General features: G+C 34.0%; 23 protein-coding genes. 12 read left to right on the plus strand and 11 right to left on the minus strand.

Going from position 1 to position 25,235, the window contains the following annotated elements; all coding sequences use genetic code 11:
* The first annotated feature begins 124 nt into the window (after positions 1 to 124).
* On the plus strand, positions 125 to 1,600 hold the full coding sequence (gene guaB, locus VBY68_RS01725) for an IMP dehydrogenase (protein ID WP_099216670.1): 1,476 nt from the start codon (positions 125 to 127) through the stop codon (positions 1,598 to 1,600).
* 103 nt (positions 1,601 to 1,703) lie between these two features.
* Positions 1,704 to 2,036: a hypothetical protein gene (locus tag VBY68_RS01730; RefSeq protein ID WP_415268671.1), complete on the plus strand. Its 333-nt coding sequence runs from the start codon at positions 1,704 to 1,706 to the stop codon at positions 2,034 to 2,036.
* Between the two features lie 56 nt (positions 2,037 to 2,092).
* Here the strand turns inward: VBY68_RS01730 and VBY68_RS01735 are convergent, their stop codons facing one another.
* On the minus strand, positions 2,093 to 2,797 hold the full coding sequence (locus tag VBY68_RS01735; protein ID WP_099216597.1) for a hypothetical protein: 705 nt from the start codon (positions 2,795 to 2,797) through the stop codon (positions 2,093 to 2,095).
* Between the two features lie 373 nt (positions 2,798 to 3,170).
* Here VBY68_RS01735 and VBY68_RS01740 point away from each other — a divergent pair, with 373 nt between their 5' ends.
* Genes VBY68_RS01740 through VBY68_RS01750 form a run of 3 tightly spaced genes read left to right on the plus strand, consistent with a single transcriptional unit; the run spans position 3,171 to position 5,943 of the window.
* On the plus strand, positions 3,171 to 3,344 hold the full coding sequence (locus VBY68_RS01740; RefSeq protein ID WP_415268672.1) for a hypothetical protein: 174 nt from the start codon (positions 3,171 to 3,173) through the stop codon (positions 3,342 to 3,344).
* 59 nt (positions 3,345 to 3,403) lie between these two features.
* Positions 3,404 to 5,275 carry a hypothetical protein gene (locus VBY68_RS01745; RefSeq protein WP_415268673.1) on the plus strand — a complete coding sequence of 624 codons (1,872 nt, stop codon included), beginning with the start codon at positions 3,404 to 3,406 and terminating at the stop codon, positions 5,273 to 5,275.
* A 2-nt stretch (positions 5,276 to 5,277) separates the two neighbouring features.
* Complete coding sequence (locus VBY68_RS01750) at positions 5,278 to 5,943, plus strand: response regulator transcription factor (protein ID WP_415268674.1); 666 nt, start codon at positions 5,278 to 5,280, stop codon at positions 5,941 to 5,943.
* A 135-nt stretch (positions 5,944 to 6,078) separates the two neighbouring features.
* Here the strand turns inward: VBY68_RS01750 and argH are convergent, their stop codons facing one another.
* From argH to VBY68_RS01795, 9 genes are all read right to left on the minus strand, one after another.
* Entirely contained in the window at positions 6,079 to 7,350 is a 1,272-nt protein-coding gene (gene argH, locus VBY68_RS01755; RefSeq protein WP_415268675.1) for an argininosuccinate lyase, read from the minus strand.
* Between the two features lie 434 nt (positions 7,351 to 7,784).
* Positions 7,785 to 8,843, minus strand: coding sequence for a M20 family metallo-hydrolase (locus VBY68_RS01760; RefSeq protein ID WP_415268676.1), 1,059 nt, complete (start codon positions 8,841 to 8,843; stop codon positions 7,785 to 7,787).
* Positions 8,840 to 9,619 carry an acetylglutamate kinase gene (argB, locus tag VBY68_RS01765; RefSeq protein ID WP_415268677.1) on the minus strand — a complete coding sequence of 260 codons (780 nt, stop codon included), beginning with the start codon at positions 9,617 to 9,619 and terminating at the stop codon, positions 8,840 to 8,842. Before argB ends, VBY68_RS01760 begins: the two co-directional genes overlap by 4 nt.
* The gene (locus VBY68_RS01770; protein WP_415268678.1) at positions 9,616 to 10,551 is read right to left on the minus strand and encodes a Rossmann-fold NAD(P)-binding domain-containing protein; all 936 of its coding nucleotides are present in this window, start codon (positions 10,549 to 10,551) and stop codon (positions 9,616 to 9,618) included. Before VBY68_RS01770 ends, argB begins: the two co-directional genes overlap by 4 nt.
* Entirely contained in the window at positions 10,548 to 11,675 is a 1,128-nt protein-coding gene (locus VBY68_RS01775) for an aspartate aminotransferase family protein (RefSeq protein ID WP_415268679.1), read from the minus strand. The genes VBY68_RS01770 and VBY68_RS01775 overlap by 4 nt, the downstream gene beginning before the upstream one ends.
* Positions 11,675 to 12,472 carry a pyrroline-5-carboxylate reductase gene (gene proC / locus VBY68_RS01780; protein WP_415268680.1) on the minus strand — a complete coding sequence of 266 codons (798 nt, stop codon included), beginning with the start codon at positions 12,470 to 12,472 and terminating at the stop codon, positions 11,675 to 11,677. Before proC ends, VBY68_RS01775 begins: the two co-directional genes overlap by 1 nt.
* Positions 12,473 to 12,558: 86 nt before the next feature.
* Complete coding sequence (gene argC, locus VBY68_RS01785; protein ID WP_415268681.1) at positions 12,559 to 13,536, minus strand: N-acetyl-gamma-glutamyl-phosphate reductase; 978 nt, start codon at positions 13,534 to 13,536, stop codon at positions 12,559 to 12,561.
* 150 nt (positions 13,537 to 13,686) lie between these two features.
* The gene (gene argG / locus VBY68_RS01790) at positions 13,687 to 14,865 is read right to left on the minus strand and encodes an argininosuccinate synthase (RefSeq protein WP_415268682.1); all 1,179 of its coding nucleotides are present in this window, start codon (positions 14,863 to 14,865) and stop codon (positions 13,687 to 13,689) included.
* A complete protein-coding gene (locus VBY68_RS01795) occupies positions 14,862 to 15,473 on the minus strand; it encodes a GNAT family N-acetyltransferase (protein WP_124591130.1) in 612 nt (203 codons plus the stop codon). Before VBY68_RS01795 ends, argG begins: the two co-directional genes overlap by 4 nt.
* A gap of 897 nt (positions 15,474 to 16,370) precedes the next feature.
* Between VBY68_RS01795 and VBY68_RS01800 the strand changes: the two genes are divergently transcribed.
* The 6 genes from VBY68_RS01800 to ilvA all read left to right on the plus strand — a co-directional run bounded on the left by VBY68_RS01800 (position 16,371) and on the right by ilvA (position 24,161).
* Positions 16,371 to 17,258 (plus strand): branched-chain amino acid transaminase, encoded by an 888-nt coding sequence (locus VBY68_RS01800; protein WP_415268683.1) that lies wholly within the window; start codon positions 16,371 to 16,373, stop codon positions 17,256 to 17,258.
* 1 nt (position 17,259) lies between these two features.
* Positions 17,260 to 18,936, plus strand: a complete 1,677-nt coding sequence (gene ilvD / locus VBY68_RS01805; protein WP_415268684.1) for a dihydroxy-acid dehydratase — start codon at positions 17,260 to 17,262, stop codon at positions 18,934 to 18,936.
* A 165-nt stretch (positions 18,937 to 19,101) separates the two neighbouring features.
* Positions 19,102 to 20,835, plus strand: coding sequence for a biosynthetic-type acetolactate synthase large subunit (gene ilvB, locus VBY68_RS01810; RefSeq protein ID WP_415268685.1), 1,734 nt, complete (start codon positions 19,102 to 19,104; stop codon positions 20,833 to 20,835).
* Between the two features lie 6 nt (positions 20,836 to 20,841).
* Positions 20,842 to 21,369 (plus strand): acetolactate synthase small subunit, encoded by a 528-nt coding sequence (ilvN, locus tag VBY68_RS01815; RefSeq protein WP_121147281.1) that lies wholly within the window; start codon positions 20,842 to 20,844, stop codon positions 21,367 to 21,369.
* Between the two features lie 19 nt (positions 21,370 to 21,388).
* Positions 21,389 to 22,891 carry a ketol-acid reductoisomerase gene (gene ilvC, locus VBY68_RS01820; RefSeq protein WP_121147282.1) on the plus strand — a complete coding sequence of 501 codons (1,503 nt, stop codon included), beginning with the start codon at positions 21,389 to 21,391 and terminating at the stop codon, positions 22,889 to 22,891.
* Between the two features lie 4 nt (positions 22,892 to 22,895).
* Positions 22,896 to 24,161, plus strand: a complete 1,266-nt coding sequence (gene ilvA, locus VBY68_RS01825) for a threonine ammonia-lyase IlvA (protein ID WP_099216164.1) — start codon at positions 22,896 to 22,898, stop codon at positions 24,159 to 24,161.
* Positions 24,162 to 24,303: 142 nt separating this feature from the next.
* On the opposite strand, the gene VBY68_RS01830 is transcribed toward ilvA, so the two are convergent.
* On the minus strand, positions 24,304 to 24,669 hold the full coding sequence (locus VBY68_RS01830; RefSeq protein WP_415268686.1) for a YchJ family protein: 366 nt from the start codon (positions 24,667 to 24,669) through the stop codon (positions 24,304 to 24,306).
* 161 nt (positions 24,670 to 24,830) lie between these two features.
* Between VBY68_RS01830 and VBY68_RS01835 the strand changes: the two genes are divergently transcribed.
* Positions 24,831 to 25,235 carry a response regulator gene (locus tag VBY68_RS01835; protein ID WP_415268687.1) on the plus strand — a complete coding sequence of 135 codons (405 nt, stop codon included), beginning with the start codon at positions 24,831 to 24,833 and terminating at the stop codon, positions 25,233 to 25,235.

The following is a 25,235-nucleotide window of genomic DNA, read 5'->3' on the forward strand; positions in this document are numbered from 1 at the left end:
AAATGCTACTAAAAAAATAGACATTTAAAAAATGATTTTCTTAACTTAAATTTAAAGGTTGTTTTTGCATTATTTGTAGTATATTTGCATGCAATTAATTAACAACACACTAAATTGATTGCATATGCAAGCTCATCAATCTAAAATACTAGGCGAAGGATTAACGTATGATGACGTTTTATTAGTTCCTGCTTATTCAGAAGTACTTCCAAGAGAAGTTTCAATTCAAACAAAATTTACAAGAAATATAACAATCAATGTTCCTATTGTATCTGCGGCAATGGATACGGTAACTGAGTCTGCTATGGCAATTGCTATTGCAAGAGAAGGAGGAATAGGAGTGTTACATAAAAACATGACAATTGAGCAGCAAGCTCAAGAAGTTCGTAAGGTAAAGCGTGCAGAAAGCGGAATGATAATCGACCCGATTACCTTATCGTTAAGCGCAATCGTTTTAGATGCAAAACAAGCAATGCGTGAGCATAAAATTGGAGGTATTCCAATTGTTGATGAAGCAGGAAAATTAGTAGGAATTGTAACTAATCGTGACTTACGTTTCGAAAAAAATAACGAGCGTCCTATAGTTGAAGTTATGACCTCTGAAAACCTAGTAACAGTTGCAGAAGGAACTTCTTTAAAAGATGCCGAAGTTATCTTACAAGAAAATAAGATTGAAAAATTACCAGTTGTTAATGATGATGATAAACTTGTAGGGTTAATTACCTTTAGAGATATAACAAAACTTACACAGAAACCAACAGCAAATAAAGATACTTATGGTCGTTTACGCGTAGCTGCGGCATTAGGAGTAACACACGATGCAGTTGATAGAGCAGAAGCATTGGTTAATGCAGGGGTGGATGCTGTGATTATTGATACAGCTCATGGACATACCAAAGGAGTAGTTTCTGTATTAAAAGAAGTAAAAGCAAAATTTCCTGAATTAGATGTAGTTGTAGGTAACATAGCAACTCCTGAAGCAGCTAAATATTTAGTAGAAGCAGGAGCTGATGCAGTAAAAGTAGGAATAGGACCAGGATCTATTTGTACAACACGTGTAGTTGCTGGTGTAGGATTTCCACAGTTTTCGGCAGTATTAGAAGTAGCCGCAGCAATTAAAGGAAGTGGAGTTCCGGTAATTGCTGATGGAGGTATTCGTTATACAGGAGATATTCCAAAAGCGGTTGCTGCAGGAGCAGATTGTGTGATGTTAGGATCTTTATTAGCAGGAACTAAAGAATCACCAGGAGAAACTATTATTTACGAAGGAAGAAAATTCAAATCGTACCGTGGAATGGGATCTGTTGAAGCAATGAAACAAGGTTCAAAAGATCGTTATTTCCAAGATGTAGAAGACGATATTAAAAAGTTAGTTCCAGAAGGAATTGTAGGTCGTGTTGCTTACAAAGGAGAATTACAAGAAAGTATTCATCAGTTTGTAGGTGGATTACGTGCAGGAATGGGATACTGTGGAGCAAAAGACATTGAAACATTAAAAAATACAGGAAGGTTTATCCGTATTACTGCAAGTGGAATTAACGAAAGTCACCCACACGATGTTGCTATTACTAAAGAAGCACCAAACTATAGTAGACGATAAAATATAAAGTTATTACTATCCTACTTTGGGTAGAATAATATTAAAGACAAAAGCTGTTGATTTAAATATTAACAGCTTTTTTTTAGCGGAAAAATTTATTTATATGAGAAAAGTAATTTTATCAGTAGCACTTTTATTAGCAAGTGGAGTTTTTACATCTTGTACAGATGTATTTGAAGATAATATTCAAGAACAAGAAAAATTAGAAATTCAAAATACAGGAGGAGAGGAAGATCAAGATCCAGATCCAGACTCAAAAGGAGCTTCTACTAAAGGCAGAACTGAAAGCATTGATACTGGAGGAGAAACTGACCTAGACCCTGATGAACCTGAAGATCCAGATTCAAATAAAACATCTATTAAGGGCAGAATTGAGAGTCTTGATACAGGTGGAGAAGATCAACCAACTCCTATAGAAGACGATGAGGAAGATTAATTCTTCTAATCGATAAGAGATATAAACGCCGTTAATTTAATTATTAACGGCGTTTTTTATGGTCTAAAACCTTCTTTCTTAAGAATATATTCAGTAATAGGATCTAATTCTTTCAAGGTTTCAGGATGTACACCTCTAGCCGTAAAAAACTCTCGTTTATCATCTTTATTACTTCCATACCAAAAATTAGGTTTTCCGTTAGTGAAAAACTCCATGCCTTTGGTAAGTGTTACTTTTTTAAAACGATCAATATCTATGTGGTAAATTGTATTGTCTATTGAATTAAGATAATAACAAGGGGCTTTTGTATAATGGTCTTTTTCCCAAACAATACAGTTATAATCCATAAAAAGTACATTTTTGTAAGAGAGGGAAAGAACTAAAAGAAGAACTATTATAGAACTAGTGATAATGTAAATATGTTTTTTGTTTATTGGTTTGCTAGTTTCTTTTGAAAAATTACCATTTCTTGGATTTTTAGACTCAAAATCGAGATAATCATCGAATCCTAAGTACTCAGCTATTAAGTTTTTTAATTGTAGCGTTGGTTCTTTAGAACTATTTATTCTTCCTTCTACATGCTTTTCATAATAATTCTTCATTGTTTTGGATTTAACCATGTAATCCTTGTACTTGTCAAAACGCTTTTGAGTTAATATTTGCTCTTCGAAAAAATCAAAATTTCCAGTCTTGTTTTTCCTGTCATTTTCACTTTCACTTTCAAGCTTTATATAAAGAAGTCTAAGTAATTCTTTAAGCATCACTATGTTTTATTGGTTTTTCCAAAGTTAAAAATTATAGAAAAAGTATGGAAAAGGAAACCCGTAAAATTGGAAAAATATTTTCCAATTCTTTTCTATTCATTTTCTATAGTTCCCTAGAGATCAGTTTTATGTTTGTACCAGAATTAATCGAGAAATAAAAAAGAAAACAAATTGATTGGTTCTAATTAAAAGATGAAATGTCGGTAGAATTTCTTAGGGGGAAGCTACTTAATAATACCGATGTTCATCTCTACTTCCCGCGAAAGAGGCGCGCGACTCTTTTAAAAATTCTACACCCAAACTCGGTGTAACTGTAGCTAAGCAAAGTGCTTGGACAGGATAAATATTATCAATTTTTAAAAGTAACAAAATGAACAAGGTTTTATTAATTATAACATTTTTAGTAACAAATGGATTATACACTATAAATACAAACTCAACCACCGTAGTACCACAAACAGACTCTACAGAGACAACGACAAGTGATACAGGGGGGGAACATGACCATGATCCTGATGAACCAGAAGATCCAGAAGGGAACTAATAAATTAAAAATATAAAGGGGATGATAATCATCCTCTTTTTTTATCTTATTTTTATAAAATGAGAAGAAAATTTAAAAGATTTTTAATTGTATTAGTTATTATTCTATTTACTACATGTAAACCTGAAAATGAAGTAAGTAAAACTCCAAAGGAAAAACTACCTTGTATTGAAAGACTGGAAAAAAGTTTAAAGAATTATGAAAGAGCAAAAAAGAAATCTAGAATAGAAGAACAAATATTATCAGCAAAAATAATTACTTATTGTTATTTTAAGTTGAAAAACTATAATGAAGGAATTCGTTACGCAAAAGAATTAAACAGTTTACTTGAAAATAGTAAAGATTTAAAATCACGCTCCTTTGCGTATTATCATATGGGGTTGGGGTATCGTTTTTTTAAGCAGAATGATAGTGCATATTATTATTATTTAAAATCTAATGAAATCAACATTAAGTTAAATGATAGTTTAAAAATAATAAACAGGTTCTATAATATTGCTTTTATCGAATCAGAAGAGGAAATGTATTTAAAAAGTGATTCTACGGCAATTCAAGGCTTGAAATACGCAGGAAATGAATTTAAATATAACAGAGTTAAAGGGGCTATTTATAATAGCTTAGGAATTAATTCAGTAATTCAAAAACAATATAAAGAAGCTTTTAAATATTATAAACTAGCTATTAATACTACTAATGATAGTATAAGAAAGATAAGATATATAGCAAATAAAGCAGTAGTTTATAAGGATATTAATCAATATGATAAGTCTATAAATATTTATAAAGGATTGATTAGAAATGATTATTTTAAAAAAATAGATTTAAAATTAAAATTTAAAATACTGGATAATTATACGTATACAAAGTATTTATTAGGAGAAAAGGTTGACGTTAATGATTTTTTTAAAGTTCAAAGATTAAAAGATAGTATTAAAGACTATGGGGGGTTAATAACTAATTACTCATATATATCAGATTATTTTTATAATCAAAATTCTGATAAATCTCTATTCTATGCTCAAAAAATGTATGATTTATCAAAAGAAAGAGAAAGACCTAATGATAGAATAGAAGCAATAGATAAAATAATCAAACTAATAAAAGGAAATGAGGTTAGAAAGTATGCAATTGAAAGAAGTTATTTAAAAGACAGTATAATTGATGCTAGAAGAAAGTCAAGAAATAAATTAGTTAAAACGATATATAACTTTGATCTGTTAAAGGAGCAGAAATTAAAAGCAGAAATTAAAACGGAACAACAAAAATCGCAAAAACAACTCTGGATTTTTGCAGTAATTCTTACCATTCTATCCTCAATAGTCTATTTCTTTAACAAAAGAGAAAAAAATAAAAAAGAAAAAGCCATAGAAGTTTACAACACAGAAACCCGCTTAGCTAAAAAAATACACGATGAATTGGCAAACGATGTATACGCGGTAATGAATACACTACAAAATACATCAATAACAGATGAAAGGTTACTTACAAGAGTAGAGAAAATATATGCACAAACCAGAGATATTTCTCACGAGAACAGTCCTGTACTTACAGGAGAGCACTTTGAGAGTTTCTTAAAACAACTGTTTTTAGATTTTACGAACGATCGTTGTAAAGTAATTCACAAAGGATTACAAGAAGTAAACATAAACCAGTTAACTAAAGAAAAACAAATAGTAGTGTATAGAGCCTTACAAGAGCTCTTGGTAAACATGAAAAAATACAGCGAAGCAACTTTGGTGCTTATCACTTTTTCAGTAGAAAAAAATAAATTATCAATAGCGTATCAAGACAATGGAATAGGTGTAGAAAACCTCTCTATAAAAAATGGTTTGCAAAATATGGAAATCCGTATTAAATCAGTAGGAGGGTTTATTACTTTTGAATCAAAGCAAGAAAAAGGATTTCAAGCAAAGTTTCACTTTAAAAAGTAGTTATGTTCAAAAAAGTATTGATAGCAGAAGATGCTGATTTTATGTCAAGCGGAATTAAAGTAGCCTTAGAAAACATGCAAATTCCTAATGTTGAATATGCACAATATTGCGATGAGGCTTTTTTAAAACTTAAAAAAGCATGGTTGGAGAAAGAACCATTTGATTTATTAGTAAGCGATTTATCATTTAAAGACAATATACATGAGCAACGATTAGAATCAGGAGAAGATCTCATAGCCGAGGCAAAAAAACTACAGCCAACTTTAAAAACAGTCGTATTTTCTGTAGAAGACAAACCCTACCGAATTCAGCAACTATGTAATGAGTTAGAGGTAAATGCGTATGTATGGAAATCTAACCACGGACAAAGAGAGCTAAAAAAAGCAGTACAAAGTGTATTTAACGGTGAGTTTTTTATAACACCACAATTAGCACATGCCTTACGAGATAAAGAAGCTTTTGAAGTTACAGACTACGACGTTTTTTTATTAAAACATTTAGCAGAAGGCTTAGATCAAAAAGAAATTAGCGAAGCATTAAAAAACAAAGACATAAAGCCCAGCAGTGTTAGCTCTGTAGAAAAACGCTTAAAGCTATTAAAAGAAAACTTTAACGCCAATAACCCTACACAACTGATTGCCATCACCAAAGATTTTGGACTCATCTAAAATAAATGTCATTTCGACCAGAGGGAGAAACCGTAAGGTTCAGCGTAGCTAAATCTTAAGCATGTTTGTTACTCTTTTTAATAAGATTCCTCCTCGTACCTCGTTCGGAATGACGACTTTTTTTAGTATTTACCACTAACCAAGCTTCTCACGTATTTTATCTAAACACAAATTATCAATACTACCCTTATGCGTGTGTTTTTTAGAAGTATCAGGTGTATATGTACCGTTGACAACTTCGCCACCAATTTTTTGGTAAGCCTCTCTAAAACTCATTCCATTTTCAACCAAAGTATTCATATTATCTACCGTAAATAAGTATTTGTATTTTTCATCCTGTAGGTTAATATCCTTCACAATAACTTGCTGAATAGCATAATCAAAAATATCCAACACATCTTTTAATTCCTCAAAAGCATTGATGATATTCTCTTTTAATAACTGATAATCTCTATGATAACCACTCGGTAAATTGTTAGTAATTAACAAGGTTTCGGTATACAACGCTTGAATTTTATTGCACTTACCTCTAATGAGTTCAAACACATCAGGATTCTTTTTATGCGGCATAATGCTGCTTCCTGTGGTTAATTCATCAGGAAAAGAGATAAAGTTGAAATTCTGACTCATATACAGGCAAATATCCATGGCAAAACGAGCTAAGGTGTTACTTACACTTCCTAATGCCATGGTAAGCGTACGCCCACTTTTTCCTCTGCTCATTTGTGCTGCCACTACATTGTATTTTAAGGTTTCAAACCCAAGTTCTTTAGTGGTAAACTCTCTATTAATAGGGAACGAACTACCATACCCAGCCGCAGAACCTAACGGATTTTGATCTACCGTTTTTAGTGCAGCATCTACCATGTACAAATCGTCAATTAGCAATTCAGCATACGCAGAAAACCATAACCCGAAAGAAGAAGGCATTGCCACTTGTAAGTGGGTGTACCCAGGTAATAACTTGGTTTTATGTTCTTCTGCCAACTGTAATAACGTATTGAAAAGTGTTTTAGTTTTATCAGAAATCAGCTGTAAATTGTCTTTATAATACAACTGCAAAGCCACTAAAACTTGATCGTTTCTGGAACGTGCCGTGTGTATCTTTTTACCAACTTCACCATACATGTTGGTTAATTCAAACTCAATTTTAGAATGTACATCTTCAAACTGAGGATCAATTATAAAAGTACCGTCTGCCACTTTCTGTTGTAGTGTAGCAATTCCACTAGTTACTTGTGCTAATTCTTCCGAAGTAATAATACCGATGGAAGCCAGCATTTTCGCATGTGCTAATGATGCTTGTAAATCATACGGTGCAATATGTATATCTATTTCTCTATCGTTCCCAACAGTGAAATGTTCTATTTTTTTATCTATGGATAATCCTTTGTCCCAAAGTTTCATGTTTTTATGTTTTTTAATTAGTACTGAGTATTGAGAAGTTAGTATTGAGTGTTAAACACTATAACTAACAAAATTCTCATTGTTTGTTTGTCACCTCGAACGTATGTGAGAGGTCTCAAACTTATGAGTTACTCTTTTTAATGAGATTTAGCTACGCTGAACCTTACGGTTTCTCTCTTCGTTCGGAATGACGATTGTTTTTTAGAGCCAAGAGAATAGACCGCTTCGCTGTTAGAGCAAAGACTTCTCATAAATCTATATTCTATTCTCTTTTTTTTATGTTTTTTTTGTTTGTTGTCATTTCGACCAGAGGGAGAAATCTTAAGTATGTTTGTTACTCTTTTTAATGAGATTCCTCCTCGTACTTCGTTCGGAATGACGGTTGGCTTAGAATAAAGATTTTAGAAAGTCTTTGTTCTTGGTTCTCTGTTCTTCTACAATACTTTCTCTAATAATTTTATATACAATTCAATTCCTTCCTCAATTTCTTGAAGATAAATAAATTCATCAGCAGTATGTGAACGTGTGCTGTCTCCAGGTCCTAATTTTAACGAGGGACAACTCAATACAGCTTGGTCAGATAGGGTAGGAGAACCATATGTTTTTCTTCCTAAAGCCAATCCTGCTTGTACCAATGGATGCTCTTTTGGTATTGACGATGAATTTAAATTCAAGCTACGTGGTTGTATGTTACAAGGTGCATGTTCTTGTAAAAAGTCACTGATTTCCTGATTGGTATATTTATCGTTTACACGAACATCTACCACTAATTTTACTTCGGAAGGAACAGCATTGTGTTGTTTCCCTGCATTGATTTGTGTTACTGTGAGTTTTACGTCTCCCAAGGTTTCCGAGTTTTTTTCAAATTCAACATCTTTAAACCACTGCAATACTTCAATACTGTTATAAATAGCATTATCGTGGTTCGGATGTGCTGCATGACTCGATGTACCTGCAACCTCAGCATCAAAAACTACCAAGCCTTTTTCGGCAATAGCTAATTGCATTAAGGTAGGTTCTCCCACAATGGCTACATCAATGTTAGGTAAGGTTTTTAGTAATCCGTTTAAACCGTTAGGACCGCTGCTTTCTTCTTCGGCAGTTCCTGCAAATACCAAATTATACGCTAAGTTTTCTTTTTGGTAGAAATAGGTATAGGTTGCTAGTAATGATACCAAACATCCACCAGCATCGTTACTTCCTAACCCGTAGAGTTTGCCATCTTCTACAATAGCTTTAAACGGATCTTTGGTATAGCCGTTATTAGGTTTTACGGTATCGTGATGCGAGTTGAGTAACAGCGTAGGTTTGCTATCATCAAAATGTTTGTTTACCGACCATACATTGTTCTGTGTTCTGGTATACGGAATATCAAATTCTTGAAACCAGTTTTCCAATAGTAGGGCAGTAGCATCTTCTTCCGAAGAAAAAGAAGGAGTTTCTATCAAGTTTTTTAATAAGCTGATAGCTTTTGTAGTGAGTCTTTGTATCATGATAGTTGTAATGAGGTGTGTTTGTTTTTTGAGTTAAATACCATAGCTGTATTGCCTATGTGTACTTTTTGAACATTGTTTTTTAGGGCATGAAAGCAATTGTCTAACTTAGGAAGCATTCCTTCAAAAATGACTCCATCAGTTTTTAGTTGAGTATAGGTTTCTAACGTGATTTGTTCAATAACAGAAGTATCATCAGAAACATCACTTAATACTCCTGGTTTTTCAAAACAGTAGTACAATTCTGTATTAAAATCAGCAGATAACCCTATAGCCAATTCAGCAGCAATAGTATCGGCATTGGTATTGAGTAATTGTCCGTTTGCATCGTGCGTAATTGCACAAAATACTGGAGTTACTTCATTATTAATTAATATCGTTACTACTTGCGGATTCACGGTAACAACGTCGCCTGCAAATCCGTAATCTATAGGTTCAGCAGGACGTTTGGTTGATATAATTGTGTTTCCATCAGCTCCTGTAAAACCTATGGCGTTGGCGTTGTACGCTTGTAACTGCGCAACAATTTGCTTGTTGATTTTACCTGCATATACCATAGTAATTAAATCTAAAGTTTGCGTATCGGTTACACGTCTGCCATCAATCATAGTTACAGGAATATTCAATTCTTTAGCCAATTCAGAAGCTAATTTTCCACCACCGTGTATCAATACTTTAGGTCCTTTTAACTGAGCGAAATCAGCTAAGAAGCTATGTAAGGCTTTCTCATCATTAATGATGTTTCCGCCAATTTTAACAATCTTTATGGTTTTCATAATTCTCCTAAAATTTGTTGTAAAACTATTTGGGCAGCAAAGGTTCTGTTGTTGGCTTGTTCAATGACAAGAGAATTCTCACTATCTAAAACAGCGTCTTCCGCTACTACATTTCTTCTAATAGGCAAACAGTGCATAAACTTAGCATCTCCAATTTTTTCTTTGGTAATCATCCAGTTGGGGTCTTCATTTAGTATGTTACCATACTCATTAAAAGAACTCCAGTTTTTGGCATAGATAAAGTCGGCATTTTCAAAAGCTTTATCTTGATTGTACTCTACAGGAAACTCTTTCGTAATTTCAGAATCTAACTCGTACCCTTTTGGATGCGTTATAACAAATTCTACATCCATTTTGTGCATCAAGTGAACAAAAGCATTGGCAACCGAATGTGGTAATGCTTTCGGGTGTGGAGCCCAAGACAACACAACTTTAGGTTTGTTAACTTTTTTAGTTTCCGTAATAGTAATCGCATCTGCCAAGGCTTGCAACGGATGATCAGTAGCGCTTTCCATATTAATAACAGGCACCGTAGCATATTTTATAAAACTGTTGAGTACAATTTCAGAGGTGTCTTTTTCTTTGTCTTTCAACGTCGGAAAAGCTCTTACCGCAATGATATCAGCATATTGAGAAATTACCATGGCAGCTTCTTTAATATGCTCTGAAGTACTTAAGTTCATCACAGTACCGTCTTCAAACTCCATATTCCAAGCATTGGTAATGTTTAACACGCTTATCTCCATACCTAAATTTTTAGCTGCTTTTTCGGTGCTTAATCTTGTACGTAAACTAGCATTGAAAAAAAGCATGACTAAGGTTTTATGTTGTCCTAAATCAGTAAACTGATAGGGATTTTCTTTTAATTGAATTGCCTTTTGAATGGTATCCGAAAGGTTTTCAATGTCGTTTAGGCTGGTGTATTTTTTCATGACAGTTCCTTTTTTAAAGCTTCAAAAAACACATTGATATGTTGCTTTTGAATGGTTAATGGCGGAAGAATTCTTAGTAAATTAGGATTCTTAGCGCTCCCTGTAAAAATGTGATGTTTGAATATTAGGTTCTTTCTTAGCTCAGTAATAGGAAAATCGAATTCTAACCCTAACATTAAACCTCTTCCTTTTACAGTTGTTATCTGCGGAATAGAAGCTGCTTGTTCCATAAAATATGCAGCAATTTGCTGTGCATTTTCCATCAAATGCTCTTTTTTAATGGTTTCAATAACTGCTAAGGAAGCAGCACAGGCTAAGTGATTTCCGCCAAACGTAGTTCCTAGTAAACCGTAAGAAGCCTCAATACTTGGATGGATTAAGATTCCCCCAATAGGGAATCCATTCCCCATTCCTTTTGCCATGGAAATGATATGCGGAGTAATGCCGTGTTTTTGAAAAGCAAAGAAATCACCCGTTCTACCAAATCCGCACTGAATTTCATCAGCAATAAGTAAGGTGTTGTATTGCTTGCATAGTTTTTCTAACCCTTGGTAAAAAGTAGTTGATGCTTCGTCCAATCCACCAATACCTTGAATGGTTTCTATTATAATAGCACAAACATCGTTGCTTTGTAAAGCTTTTTCAACACCTACTAAATCTTCAAACTCTAAAAAGATAACTTCTTGCTGCGCATTGATAGGCGCCACAATCTTAGGATTGTCGGTTGCTGCTACTGCAGCAGAAGTACGCCCGTGAAACGAATTCTTAAAAGCAATTACTTTCTGCTTACCTGTATGAAAAGAAGCTAGTTTTAAAGCATTTTCATTGGCTTCAGCTCCTGAATTGCATAAAAATAGTTGATAATCGTTACAGCCAGATATGTTTTCTAGTTGTGAAGCTAACTCAACTTGTAACGGATTTTGAATCGCGTTGCTATAAAAGCCTAGTTTACTTACTTGCTCACTAATGTTTTTTACATAGGTAGGGTGTGAGTGCCCGATTGAAATTACGGCATGTCCGCCATATAAATCTAAATATTCTGCGCCTTTATCGTCGTACACATATACATCGTTGGCGGTTATTGGGGTTATATCAAATAGAGGATATACGTTAAATAAACTCATTATGGTGTTTTTTTTATGGTGTTAATTTTATTAAAAGAGGCTACCATTCCTTGTATTAATGCTGCACTTAATCCTTTGTGTTCCATTTCATTTAAGCCTTCAATGGTACAGCCTTTAGGAGTGGTAACTTTATCGATTTCTTCTTCAGGATGATTTCCTGTAGCTATGAGTAGGTTGGCAGCACCTTCACTGGTATGCATAGCGAGTTCTTGTGCTTCTTTTGCATCGAAACCCAACTGAATAGCGGCTTGTGTAGTTGCCCGTATTAAGCGCATCCAAAAAGCAATTCCACTAGCACATATTACGGTGGCTGCTTGCATTTGATCTTCAGGAATAATCATAGAAGTTCCTAGTTGATTGAAAATAGTTGTAGCTATTTCTAAATCTTCCTTCTTTTGAGTATTGCCACTAAGACAAGTCATCGATTTTCCAACGGCAATAGCAGTATTAGGCATGGCTCTGATAATAGTAGTATCTGAACCAATCAGCGTTTCCATTTTTTCAATAGAAAAACCAGCAACTGTAGAAATTACTATATGATTGTCTGATAACAGAGGAGCAGATTCTTTTAAAAGAGCTTCTAAATGTGTTGGTTGTACAGCAAAAATTAATACATCAGATGCTGTGATTGCTTCCTTGTTATTAGGACTAATGAAAACGTTGGGTACCTCATTAAATTCATTAAGTTCTTCAATATTTCTTTTGGTTAAGAAAAGTTGAGAAAACGAATTGTTTTGTATTAATCCTTTAGCGATTGATTTTCCTAAGTTACCTGTTCCTATAATTGCTATTTTCATTTGAGAAAGTTTAGATTATATATTTTGTATTATTCATTTCTTGTATTAAGACATTCATCTTGGTTTACCTAATCCCTCTGTGAGGGTTAGAAATAAGTTGCCTTTAACTGTAAACCCGTATCTTCTTTAAAACCAAACATTAGGTTCATATTCTGAACTGCTTGTCCAGAAGCTCCTTTTAATAGGTTGTCAATAATGCTTGTTATCAGTAGTTTATCTTCGTGTTTGTGTAAGTGAATTAAACATTTATTCGTGTTTACCACTTGTTTTAAATGCAGGTCATTATCAGCAACATGTGTAAAAAAAGTATTCTTGTAATAGTCAGCATACAGTTGCTGTGCCTCTTTTAAATTTCCTTCAAAATGTGTGTATAACGTAGCATAGATACCTCTAGAAAAGTCCCCTCTGTTAGGAAGAAATAATACTTCTGAATTAAAACTAGATTGAAGCGTAGCTAACGTCTGATTAATTTCTCCCAAATGTTGATGGGTAAAAGGTTTGTAATAGGAAAAATTATTATCTCTCCACGTAAAATGTGTGGTAGCTGATAATGAAGTTCCCGCACCCGTTGCACCTGTAACTGCATTGATGTGTACATCACCTTGTAATAAATTAGCATCTGCCAGTGGAAGTAATCCTAATTGAATAGCGGTAGCAAAACACCCTGGGTTTGCTATGTATGAAGCTCCTTGTATCGCTGTTTTTTGAAGTTCAGGTAAACCGTATACAAACTCTTTTCTTTGAAAAGTGTTATCAGCTTTTAATCTGAAATCATTTCCTAAATCAATAATCTTTGTGTGGTCTGAAAAGGTATGAGCTTCTAAAAACTTTTTAGAGTTTCCATGTCCTAAGCATAAGAATAGTACATCTATGTTCTCATTGATTGTATTTGTAAATGTTAGCTCAGTGCTACCCACTAAATCCTGATGTATGTTTGCTATTTTATTTCCTGCATTAGAGGTGCTGTACACAAAATTGATAGCAGTTTCAGGATGCTGTAGTAAAAGTCTTATTAACTCGCCAGCTGTGTACCCTGCACCACCTATAATTCCTACTTGTATCATATTGTTTGTTGTTTAAATAGTAGAATCAGTTTCCATTTATAAGATCATCACGTCGTTATCACTCCTCATGATGACGGTTTTGTCATTGCGAGCCTTTCGACTGTCGCTCAAGACAGGCTAAAGAGTGGCAATCTGTTCGTTGTTTACTGTCTATTGATTCACTTGTTGATATATTTTATTTTGATTTCCTAAGAGCTTGATAAAACCTTTAGCATCATCAGCGGTCCATCCGTTGTTAAGCTCTCCGTAACTTCCAAATTTGGTATTCATCAAATCATATGGAGAAGTAATTCCGTCTAGTGTAAAGTGATAAGGTTTTAGTGTAACAAAAACATCACCCGTAACTTTTGATTGACTGCTTTCTAAAAAAGCTTCCATGTCTCTCATCACAGGGTCTAAATATTGACCTTCATGCAAGTGCATTCCGTAAAAACTAGCCAAATACTCTTTGTGTTGTAATTGCCATTTGGTTAAGGTGTGTTTCTCTAACAAATGATGCGCTTTGATAGTAATTAACGCAGCAGCAGCTTCAAAACCAACTCTTCCTTTAATTCCTACAATCGTATCACCTACATGAATATCTCTTCCAATCCCGAATTTAGAAGCAATTTGATTTAATTGCTCAATATTTTGAAAAGGAGTTTTTTTGTCATCATTAATAGCTATTAATTCACCCTTAACAAAAGAAAGTTTTACCTGTTCTGATGTTGTTTTAGTCACTTGTGAAGGATAGGCATGTTCAGGTAATGGTTGTTCAGAGGTCAACGTTTCTTCACCACCAACACTAGTTCCCCACAACCCTTTATTTACAGAGTATTTGGCTTTTTCCCAAGACAAATCGATTCCATTATTCTTTAAATATTCGATTTCTTCCTGTCTTGAAAGTTGTAAATCTCTAATTGGTGTGATGATTTCTATTTCTGGAGCTATCGTTTGAAAAATCATATCAAATCTTACCTGATCGTTTCCTGCACCTGTACTACCATGAGCGATACAGTCAGCACCTATACTTTTGGCATAGTTTACAATTTCAATAGCTTGTACAATTCTTTCAGCACTTACAGAAAGGGGGTAGGTATTGTTTTTTAAAACATTTCCAAAGATTAAATACTTTACTACCTTCTTGTAAAAATCATCAACAGCATTAATGTTTTTATATGTAGCTACTCCCATTATATAGGCATTTTCTTCAATTTTTTTAATTTCTTCGGAAGAAAACCCACCAGTATTCACACTAACAGCATGAACTTCGTATCCTTGTTTTGATAAGCTTACCGCGCAGTATGAAGTATCTAAACCTCCACTGTATGCAATTACTAATTTTTTCATTTTTTGTCTTTTTTTAGGAAGATGCTCTCCTTAATTCTTTTAAGTCTTTGAAAGACTTTTCCTTTTATCTTTATGTTTTGAGATTTTTTGTTAGGATCGTATAACATACCAGTACACAAGCACATTTTTTGTTGTGTACGTTGTAAGACATCGTAGTTTTTGCAGGTTTGACAACCATTCCAAAAAGATTGATCTTCTGTAAGTTCAGAAAAGGTAACAGGCTTATAACCCAATTCGCTATTGAGCTTCATAACTGCTAAGCCTGTAGTGATACTAAATATTTTAGCGTTAGGGAATTTTGCTCTGGAATGTTCAAAAACTACTTTTTTTATTTGCTTGGCTAAACCAATACCTCTGTAATCTGGATGAACAATTAATCCTGAATTAGCTACAAATTTGCCATGACTCCAAGCTTCGATATAGCAAAAGCCAGCAAACTTATCGCCATCTAAAGCAATAACTGCGTTACCATTTTCTAGTTTTGTAATAATATATTCTGGTTTTCTTTTAGCAATTCCTGTGCCTCTAACCAGAGCAGCTTCGTCAATAGTTTGACAAATAATTTCGGCATACTTACTATGCGATTGATCAGCAATAACAACTCTCATTGAAATTGATTTTAGATAAACATTTTGTTATAAATCGGTGGTTTGAAAAGAAGAACCGGACGCACCTAGGTTCCCAAAAGAAGTAGCACCCTTACGGGCGACGTCGGATAAAAATAGGTCGTACAACAACTACGTTATTGAAAACAATAACAAGAGTTAGTAACGATATAAAAATGTAGATTATAGAAATCAAAAGGATAAAAATAAAATTATACAATACTCAGTTTTGTGCAAGGAAAGACTAGCGTCGGTTGAAAAACCGCACTAAGAAACTGGGTATATTGTTGTATATTTTATTTGTTTGCATAATGGCGCAAATCTATAAAATAAATTTTGATTAATGCTATATAAAAAATAAAAAGTTTTATAAGTGTAAGTAATACAGAGGGTTAGTGAGTGTTTTTTCTAGAAGGGGAATAAAAAAGTTAAAAAAATATTAGGATAACTAAAAAATAATTTCAAATATTTGTGGCAACAGATGAAAAAACAAATTTTAAATATCATTTCTATTATTGTCATTGTGATTATTTCACAAGGATAAGGAAGCGGTATTTAATAGTTTAACATATAAATTATAAGAAGGCTTCCTAAATTTAGGAAGCCTTTTTTTGTTACAAAAAACATGAATCAATTTTTTAACATCGTGGTAATTATTATTGTCATTATTAGCTCTCCACCGAGTTGATACAGATGGTTATTACCTATAAGAAAGCCTGTATCTAACTCAAGATACAGGCTTTTTTTATGCTTTTGAATATCATAATGAATGGATGTTAAATATTTGATTTTAAATAGGTTAAATGTTTTTGTGAGTAAGTGAGAATCATTGAAGCCTTAAAATAGAAGAAAGTAAAGTAAAAAGCGAAAAATAATTTTGAACAGTAAAAACAACTAAAAATGTACTATAACGAGGAAACAGTAATTTTTTTCAACGGAGAGTTTATAAAAGCGAAAGATGCTAGCGCTAATTTGTATAGCCAGAGTTTACACTACGGAAACGGAGTTTTCGAGGGAATTAGAGCTTACAATACAACCGAGGGAGCTAGAGTCTTTAAGTCGTATGAGCATTACAAAAGACTAAAGTTTGGCGCAGAAGTAATGAATATTCAATTAGATTATTCAGAAGAAGAACTCACACAAATTACGTATGAATTATTAGAACGTAATGGTTTGAAAGATGCATACATCCGTCCGTTAGTCACTACTGGAGCCGATATGAGTTTGTTGACTTCTAAAGAAACAAACCTAATTATCCAATGTTGGGAATGGGGAAAATATATGGGAGATAAATTACTACGTGTAAAAACGTCTTCATTCCAACGCCCGAATCCGAAATCATGTTTTGTAGAAGCCAAAGTAACAGGACACTACACAAATTCAATATTATCAACCAACGAAGCAAAAAATAATGGGTATGATGAAGCATTATTATTAGACATGAACGGTAATGTAGCAGAGTGCTCAGGAGCCAATGTTTTTATGCAAAAAGATGGAAAGCTATACACTCCACCAAGAGGTCATATCATGGCAGGAATTACACGTGCTACGGTTATCGATTTGTCTAAGGAAGAAGGAATACCTGTTGAAGAAAAGCACTTTACACTAGAAGAATTAAAACAGGCAGATGCCTGCTTTTTTACAGGAACAGCAGCCGAAGTGGTAGGATTACAATCGTTAGACGATTATCAATTTCCACTATCGTGGGAAAAATCACATGGATACAAACTAATGAAATTATATAAAGACGAAGTATTGGGCTTACGTCAAAAAAGAAAAGCAAGTTAACATGGAACTAAACAAATTTAGTAAACAAGTAACACAAGATGATACACAGCCTGCAGCACAAGCAATGTTGCATGCCATAGGCTTATCAAAAGCAGATTTAGAAAAACCGTTGGTAGGAATAGCAAGTACAGGATACGAAGGAAATCCATGCAATATGCACCTAAACGATTTAGCAAAATTGGTGAAAGAAGGAACAGAAAACGCTGATTTAGTTGGATTGATATTTAATACCATTGGAGTTTCTGATGGAATTTCTATGGGAACTCCGGGGATGCGTTATTCACTACCATCTCGTGATGTAATTGCCGACTCTATGGAAACCGTAGTGCAAGCGATGTCGTATGACGGACTGGTAACCGTAGTAGGATGTGATAAAAACATGCCAGGAGCATTAATGGCAATGTTGCGTTTAAATCGCCCTTCTGTTTTAGTGTACGGAGGAACAATTGCTTCAGGGTGTCATGAAGGAAAAAAATTAGATGTAGTATCAGCTTTTGAAGCATGGGGAGAGAAAGTTGCAGGAACGATTACAAAAAAAGAATATCAAAGTGTAATTGAAAAAGCATGCCCAGGAGCAGGTGCTTGCGGAGGAATGTACACTGCAAATACCATGGCATCAGCGATTGAAGCGTTGGGAATGAGTTTACCATACAATTCATCCAATCCTGCAATTAGTGATAACAAAGAGCAAGAATGTGTAAAAGCAGGTGAAGCACTACGTGTATTACTTGAAAAAGATATCAAACCATCAGACATTGTTACTAAAAAAGCTTTAGAAAATGCAGTACGATTGGTAACAGTTATGGGAGGTTCTACTAATGCGGTATTACACTTTTTAGCCATAGCAAAAGCAGCAGGAGTGAAGTTTACCTTAGAAGATTTCCAACGTATTTCTGATGAAACTCCATTCTTAGCCGACTTAAAACCTAGTGGGAAATACTTAATGGAAGATGTACATAAAGTAGGTGGTACACCTGCAGTTTTAAAATATCTACTAGAAAAAGGTTTGTTGCATGGAGAGTGCTTAACAGTAACAGGTAAAACATTAGCCGAAAATTTAGCTGCGGTTCCTAGTTTAACAGAGGGACAAGATGTAATTAAACCTACAGAACAGCCTATCAAAGCTACTGGACATTTACGAATGCTTTATGGAAATCTTGCTAAAGAAGGTTCAGTAGCAAAAATAACAGGAAAAGAAGGATTGTATTTTTCTGGAAAAGCAAAAGTATTTGAAGGAGAATATGAAGCTAATGACGGAATACGAGATGGAAAAGTAGCAAAAGGTGATGTTGTAGTAATCCGCTATGAAGGTCCAAAAGGAGGCCCAGGTATGCCAGAAATGTTAAAACCCACAGCCGCAATTATGGGAGCAGGATTAGGTAAAGAGGTTGCTCTAATTACAGATGGTCGTTTTTCAGGAGGAACTCACGGATTTGTAGTAGGGCATATTACACCAGAAGCACAAGAAGGTGGGGTAATTGCTTTGGTAAAAGATGGAGATACGATAACTATCAATGCAGAAACCAATACAATAAACTTAGCTGTTTCTGAAGAAGAATTAGCAAAGAGAAAACAAGAGTGGACAGCTCCTCCTTTAAAAGTAAAAAGAGGAGTACTATATAAATATGCAAGAACAGTAGCATCAGCATCCAACGGATGTGTAACAGACGAATTTTAATCGCAGGGCGATAGCCAGAGGATTCATTTTCTGAGGCTTGCCTAAAAGTATTTGATTTTTAGAAAATAACATGAGAATTAAGATTCAATACTACACTTAGTAGTGTTAAAATTTAATAAAATAACTAAGCATATAGCTAAAAGCTAAAAGCATAAAGCTGAGTTTATGGAAACAAAAACGAAACAACAAACAGAACAAGAAACAACACAAAAAGTAACCATTACAGGTGCAGAAGCTGTAATCAAATGTTTATTAGCTGAAGGAGTCGACTTGTTATACGGATATCCTGGTGGTGCTATTATGCCAGTTTATGATGAGTTGTATAAATATCAAGATAAATTACATCATGTATTAACACGTCACGAGCAAGGAGCTACACATGCAGCACAAGGATATGCAAGAGCTACAGGTAAAGTTGGTGTAGCCATGGCAACTTCGGGTCCAGGAGCAACGAATTTAATTACAGGTATTGCCGATGCGCAAATAGATTCTACTCCAATGGTGTGTATTACAGGGCAAGTAGGAGCACATTTATTAGGATCTGATGCTTTTCAAGAAACCGATATTGTGGGTATTTCAACTCCAGTAACAAAATGGAATTATCAGATAACGAAAGCTAGTGAGATTCCTGAAGTAATGGCGAAAGCATTTTACATTGCTCGCTCGGGACGACCAGGACCTGTGTTGGTTGATATCACAAAAAATGCACAGTTTGAAGAATTTGATTTTGAATATAAAAAATGCACTTCAGTGCGAAGTTACCAGCCTGTTCCGAATATGGATATTCAAAGTGTTGAAGCAGCGGTTGAGTTAATTAACAATGCAGAAAAACCGTTTGTAGTTTGGGGACAAGGTGTGATTTTAGGTGAAGCAGAAGAAGAATTTAAAGCGTTTATAGAAAAAGCAGGAATTCCATCGGCAAGTACTTTATTAGGCTTATCAGCTTTACCAACTAAGCATCCATTACATGTGGGAATGGTAGGAATGCATGGTAATTATAGTCCGAATAAACTCACCAATGAATGTGATGTGTTAATTGCCATCGGAATGCGTTTTGATGATCGTGTTACAGGTGATTTAAATCGTTATGCGAAGCAAGCAAAAGTTATTCACTTTGAAATAGACCCTGCGGAAGTTGATAAAAATGTAAAGACAGATATAGCTGTTTTAGGAAATGTAAAACAAACTTTAGCAGCAGCGCTTCCTCTTTTAGAAGAAAATTCACACAAAGAGTGGTTGCAAGAGTTTAGAAATTTAGATGCGGTAGAATTTGATAATGTCATAAAAAACGACCTGTTTCCAACCAAAGATGGTTTAACAATGGGAGAGGTTATCAAGCAAATTAATGAAGCATCAAAAGGGAAGGCTATCGTAGTTACCGATGTAGGGCAACATCAAATGATAGCGAGTCGCTATGCAGAATTTAACCAAACTAAAAGTAATATTACTTCAGGCGGATTAGGAACCATGGGATTTGCTTTACCTGCAGCTATTGGTGCTAAAATGGGAATGCCAGAGCGTGAAGTAGTAGCAGTAATAGGTGATGGTGGTTATCAAATGACCATACAAGAGCTAGGAACTATTTTACAAACCAAAGCAGCAGTTAAAATTGTGGTGCTAAACAATGAGTTTTTAGGCATGGTACGTCAATGGCAACAGTTATTTTTTGATAAACGATATGCTTCAACTGTAATGACCAACCCTGATTTTGTTGCGATAGCTAAAGGGTACCATATGGCAGCGAATAGAGTAACTAAAAGAGAAGATTTGGCAACTGCTGTTCAAGAAATGATACAATCTAAAGAAGCTTACTTCTTAGAGGTTTGTGTAGAAAAAGAAGATAATGTATTTCCTATGATTCCAACAGGGGCGTCAGTATCAGAAGTTCGATTAAAATAAGAAAATATGAATACAAAAAACACCTATACAATCTCAATATACACAGAAAATAATATTGGATTATTGAATAGAATATCAGCAATATTTCAACGAAGACATATTAATATAGAAAGTATTAATAGTTCTTCATCAGAAATAAAAAGTGTTTCTAGAATTACACTTTTAGTAAAGATTACTGAAGAACAAATGAAAAAAATTATCGGGCAGATAGAAAAGCAAGTGGAAGTAATTAAAGCTTTTTACCATACTGATGAAGAAACGGTGTATCAAGAATCGTGTTTGTTTAAACTAAGTACAGACTTATTGACCGATAACGACGATATCCAAACAATTATCAATCAAAGTAAATCAAGAGTCATTAATGTGAACAAAAACTTTTTTGTCCTTGAAAAATCAGGAAGTAAAGAAGAGGTAGAAGAACTCTATCACATTTTAGACAAACATGGTATTAAGCAATTTGTTCGTTCAGGAAGAATAGCTATTACGAAAGAAGAAATGCCAGTATCAAAACTATTACAATTAATAACAGCATAAACAAACAACACAAATAAAAATGAAAAATTATTTCAACCAATTATCATTAAGAGAACAATTAGAACAATTAGGAAAATGTAGATTTATGAAAGCTGATGAGTTTTCAGACGGAACAGCAGCATTAGAAGGTAAAAAAGTGGTAATTGTAGGATGTGGAGCACAAGGATTGAATCAAGGATTAAATATGCGCGATTCTGGTTTAGATATTTCATACGCATTACGAGAAGCAGCAATTAAAGAACAACGTCAATCGTATAAAAACGCAACTGAACACGGTTTTACTGTAGGAACTTACGAAGAGTTGATTCCAACTGCTGATTTGGTATGTAATTTAACACCAGACAAACAACATACGCAGGTAGTAAATGCAGTAATGCCATTAATGAAATCTGGGGCGACTTTATCATACTCTCACGGATTTAATATTGTTGAAGAAGGTATGCAAGTACGTAAGGATTTAACAGTAATTATGGTAGCCCCTAAGTGTCCTGGAACAGAAGTAAGAGAAGAATACAAACGCGGATTTGGAGTACCAACGTTAATCGCTGTACATCCTGAAAATGATCCTGAAAATAAAGGTTTAGCACAAGCAAAAGCCTATGCATTTGCTACAGGTGGTAATAAAGCAGGTGTGTTAGAATCATCGTTTGTTGCTGAGGTAAAATCAGACTTAATGGGAGAGCAAACCATTTTATGTGGGGTGTTACAAACAGGGTCTATCTTATCATTCAATAAAATGGTTGAAGAAGGAGTAGCACCAGCATATGCTTCTAAATTAATTCAATACGGATGGGAAACTATTACCGAGGCTTTAAAACATGGAGGAATTACCAATATGATGGATCGTTTATCGAATCCTGCAAAAATTAAAGCCTACCAACTTTCCGAAGAATTAAAAGAGGTACTAGAGCCTTTGTTTAATAAACACATGGATGATATTATGTCTGGTCATTTTTCAAAAACGATGATGGAAGATTGGGCGAATGACGATGTAAATTTACTAACATGGCGAGCAGCGACAGGAGAAACTCAGTTTGAAAAAACAGCGGCAACTTCCGAAGAAATTTTAGATCAAGAGTATTTTGATAAAGGAACTTTGTTAGTAGCTTTTGTAAAAGCAGGAGTAGAATTAGCCTTTGAAACCATGGTGAAATCAGGAATCATTTCTGCATCGGCTTATTACGAATCACTACATGAGTTACCACTAATAGCAAACACTGTTGCTCGTAAGAAATTATTTGAAATGAACAGAATTATTTCTGATACTGCTGAATACGGATGTTATTTATTTGATCATGCAGCGAAACCGTTGTTGACTGATTTTATGAAACAAGTAAGTACTGATGTTATTGGAAAAGAGTACAGCACTTCCAATGAAGTAGATAATCTTGAATTAATTAAAGTGAATAAAGCAATTCGAAATCATCCTATTGAAGAAGTAGGAGCAGAGTTGCGTGAGGCAATGACTGCAATGAAAGTAATCAAAACAAGCGTCAATCAAGAAGAACCTGTTTTAGCATAACACTATGGAAGTTCAAAAAGAAACTTATTTTCCAAAATTAGAAGCAATACAACAAGCTGCTGCGACTTTACAAGAAGTCGTAGCAGTTACCCCGCTGCAAGAAAACTTTAACTTATCGCAACAATTCAATGCAAATATCTTTTTGAAGAGAGAAGATTTACAGCAAGTCCGTTCATATAAAATAAGAGGAGCCTATAATAAAATTAGTTCCTTAACGGAAGATGAATTAGTAAACGGAATTGTATGTGCTAGTGCAGGAAATCATGCACAAGGAGTTGCCTTAGCGTGTAGAAAAAAAGAAATCTATGGTACTATCTACATGCCAGCACCTACACCAAAACAAAAGGTAGAACAAGTAAAAATGTTTGGGGGCGATTTTGTAGATATTCAATTAATAGGAGATACATTTGATGATGCTTACAAGGCAGCAAAACTTTTATGCGATAGTTTACAAAAGACTTTTGTACATCCATTTGATGATGAAAAAATTATAGAAGGACAAGCAACCGTTGGCTTAGAAATTTTAGAGCAATCACAACAACCTATCGACTATGTTTTTGTACCTGTTGGTGGTGGTGGATTGGCTTCTGGTTTGTCAAGTGTTTTTAAGTTATTGTCTCCAAAAACAAAGATTATAGGAGTAGAGCCAGCAGGAGCACCTTCGATGAAAAAATCGTTAGAGGAAAATAACAATATTAAGCTTGATAGCATTGATAAGTTTGTAGATGGTGCAGCAGTTCAGCAAGTAGGTGAGTTAACCTACAGAATTTGTCGAGAAAATTTGTCAGATATGATTACCGTTCCTGAAGGAAAAGTGTGTCAAACGATATTAGAAATGTATAATAAAGAAGCCATTGTAGTAGAACCTGCAGGAGCTTTGACCATAAGTGCACTTGATTTTTACCAAGACGAATTAAAAGATAAAAATGTAGTATGTGTTATTAGTGGAAGTAATAATGATATCACTCGTACTGCCGAAATAAAAGAACGCGCATTGTTGTACGGTAAATTGAAACATTATTTTATCATTCGTTTTCCACAACGTGCTGGAGCTTTAAAAGAGTTTGTAGCTGAGGTATTGGGAGATAATGATGACATCACTTTTTTTGAATATTCTAAAAAAACCAATAGAGAAAACGGACCAGCTGTAGTAGGTATAGAATTAGAAAAGAAAGAAGATTTACAACCTTTAATTCGTAGAATGAAAGAGCGTAGTTTTTATGGTGAATATCTAAACGATAAACCGAATTTATTTGAGTTCTTAGTGTAATTTTTATTAGGACTGTCTAAAAAACAGCGTCATTTCAAATGAAATAAAGCAATCTTATGTAAAATCCAAAATTGGATTAACAGATTACTTCGAAATTAAAATTTCTCGTAATGACAGTAGAAACAATGTTTATTAGACAGTCTTATTTTTGACTAAGATATACCCAATGGTCATTCTCTTTACAAAAAAGAGAGTTTTCATGGATCACATCAATATTGCCATTCTCCATAAAGAAAGCCTTGAATTCAACTGTAGTTTCTGTTGTGTGTAGCACCTCTAGTTTTATCCAGTTAACAGATTTTGTCCATGCTAAAATTTCTTTCTTTTCTCTTTTAGAAGGTCTGGTGCTACTATGGTGACTTTTTTGTAGGTAGTCAATGTTAGCTAGTACAAAAGCACTGTATCTTGAACGCATTAAAGCTTCAGCTGAGGTAACTGAATGAATGTTTTGATGTGCTTTTTGGCAGCAATCACTGTATTTTTTATTTGGGTTGCAAGGACATTGCATAGCTTAAAATATTTGTTTCAAAAGTAGGTGAAAAAAGTAAAAAATCAATTCGTCTATAGTAAAGCGCATTTCATCTATAGATAAATAGTTCTTTATCAAAGAAAAAAATTATAACTTTAGATTTGATTTATTTTTATCAAGTTAGTTTTTAATCTAAGGTTTTGAATAAAAAAATAAAAATACTTTTAATAGAAGATGATAAGATAGAGGTGCTTAAGTTTAATAGAGCTATTACTCCTGTTTTAGAAAATCATATAATCACACAAGCTAATAATGGAAAAGAAGCCTTATCTTTATTGGAAAAAGATTTACCAAATATAATTTTATTAGATTTGAATATGCCTGATACTAACGGGATTGAGTTTTTATCTATTCTAAAAAACGATGAAAAGTTAAAACATGTTCCCACCATAGTACTAACAACATCAGATAATGATAAAGACATTACAGAATGTTATAGATTGGGAATAGCAGGGTATGTTTTAAAGCCTTTAAAGTATCAAGATTATGAAAAAAAAATAGGAACAATAATAGAGTATTGGAGCCTTAATGAATTTAAAAAATAA

This window comes from Tenacibaculum ascidiaceicola (assembly GCF_047470925.1).
Classification (GTDB): Bacteria; Bacteroidota; Bacteroidia; order Flavobacteriales; family Flavobacteriaceae; genus Polaribacter; species Polaribacter discolor.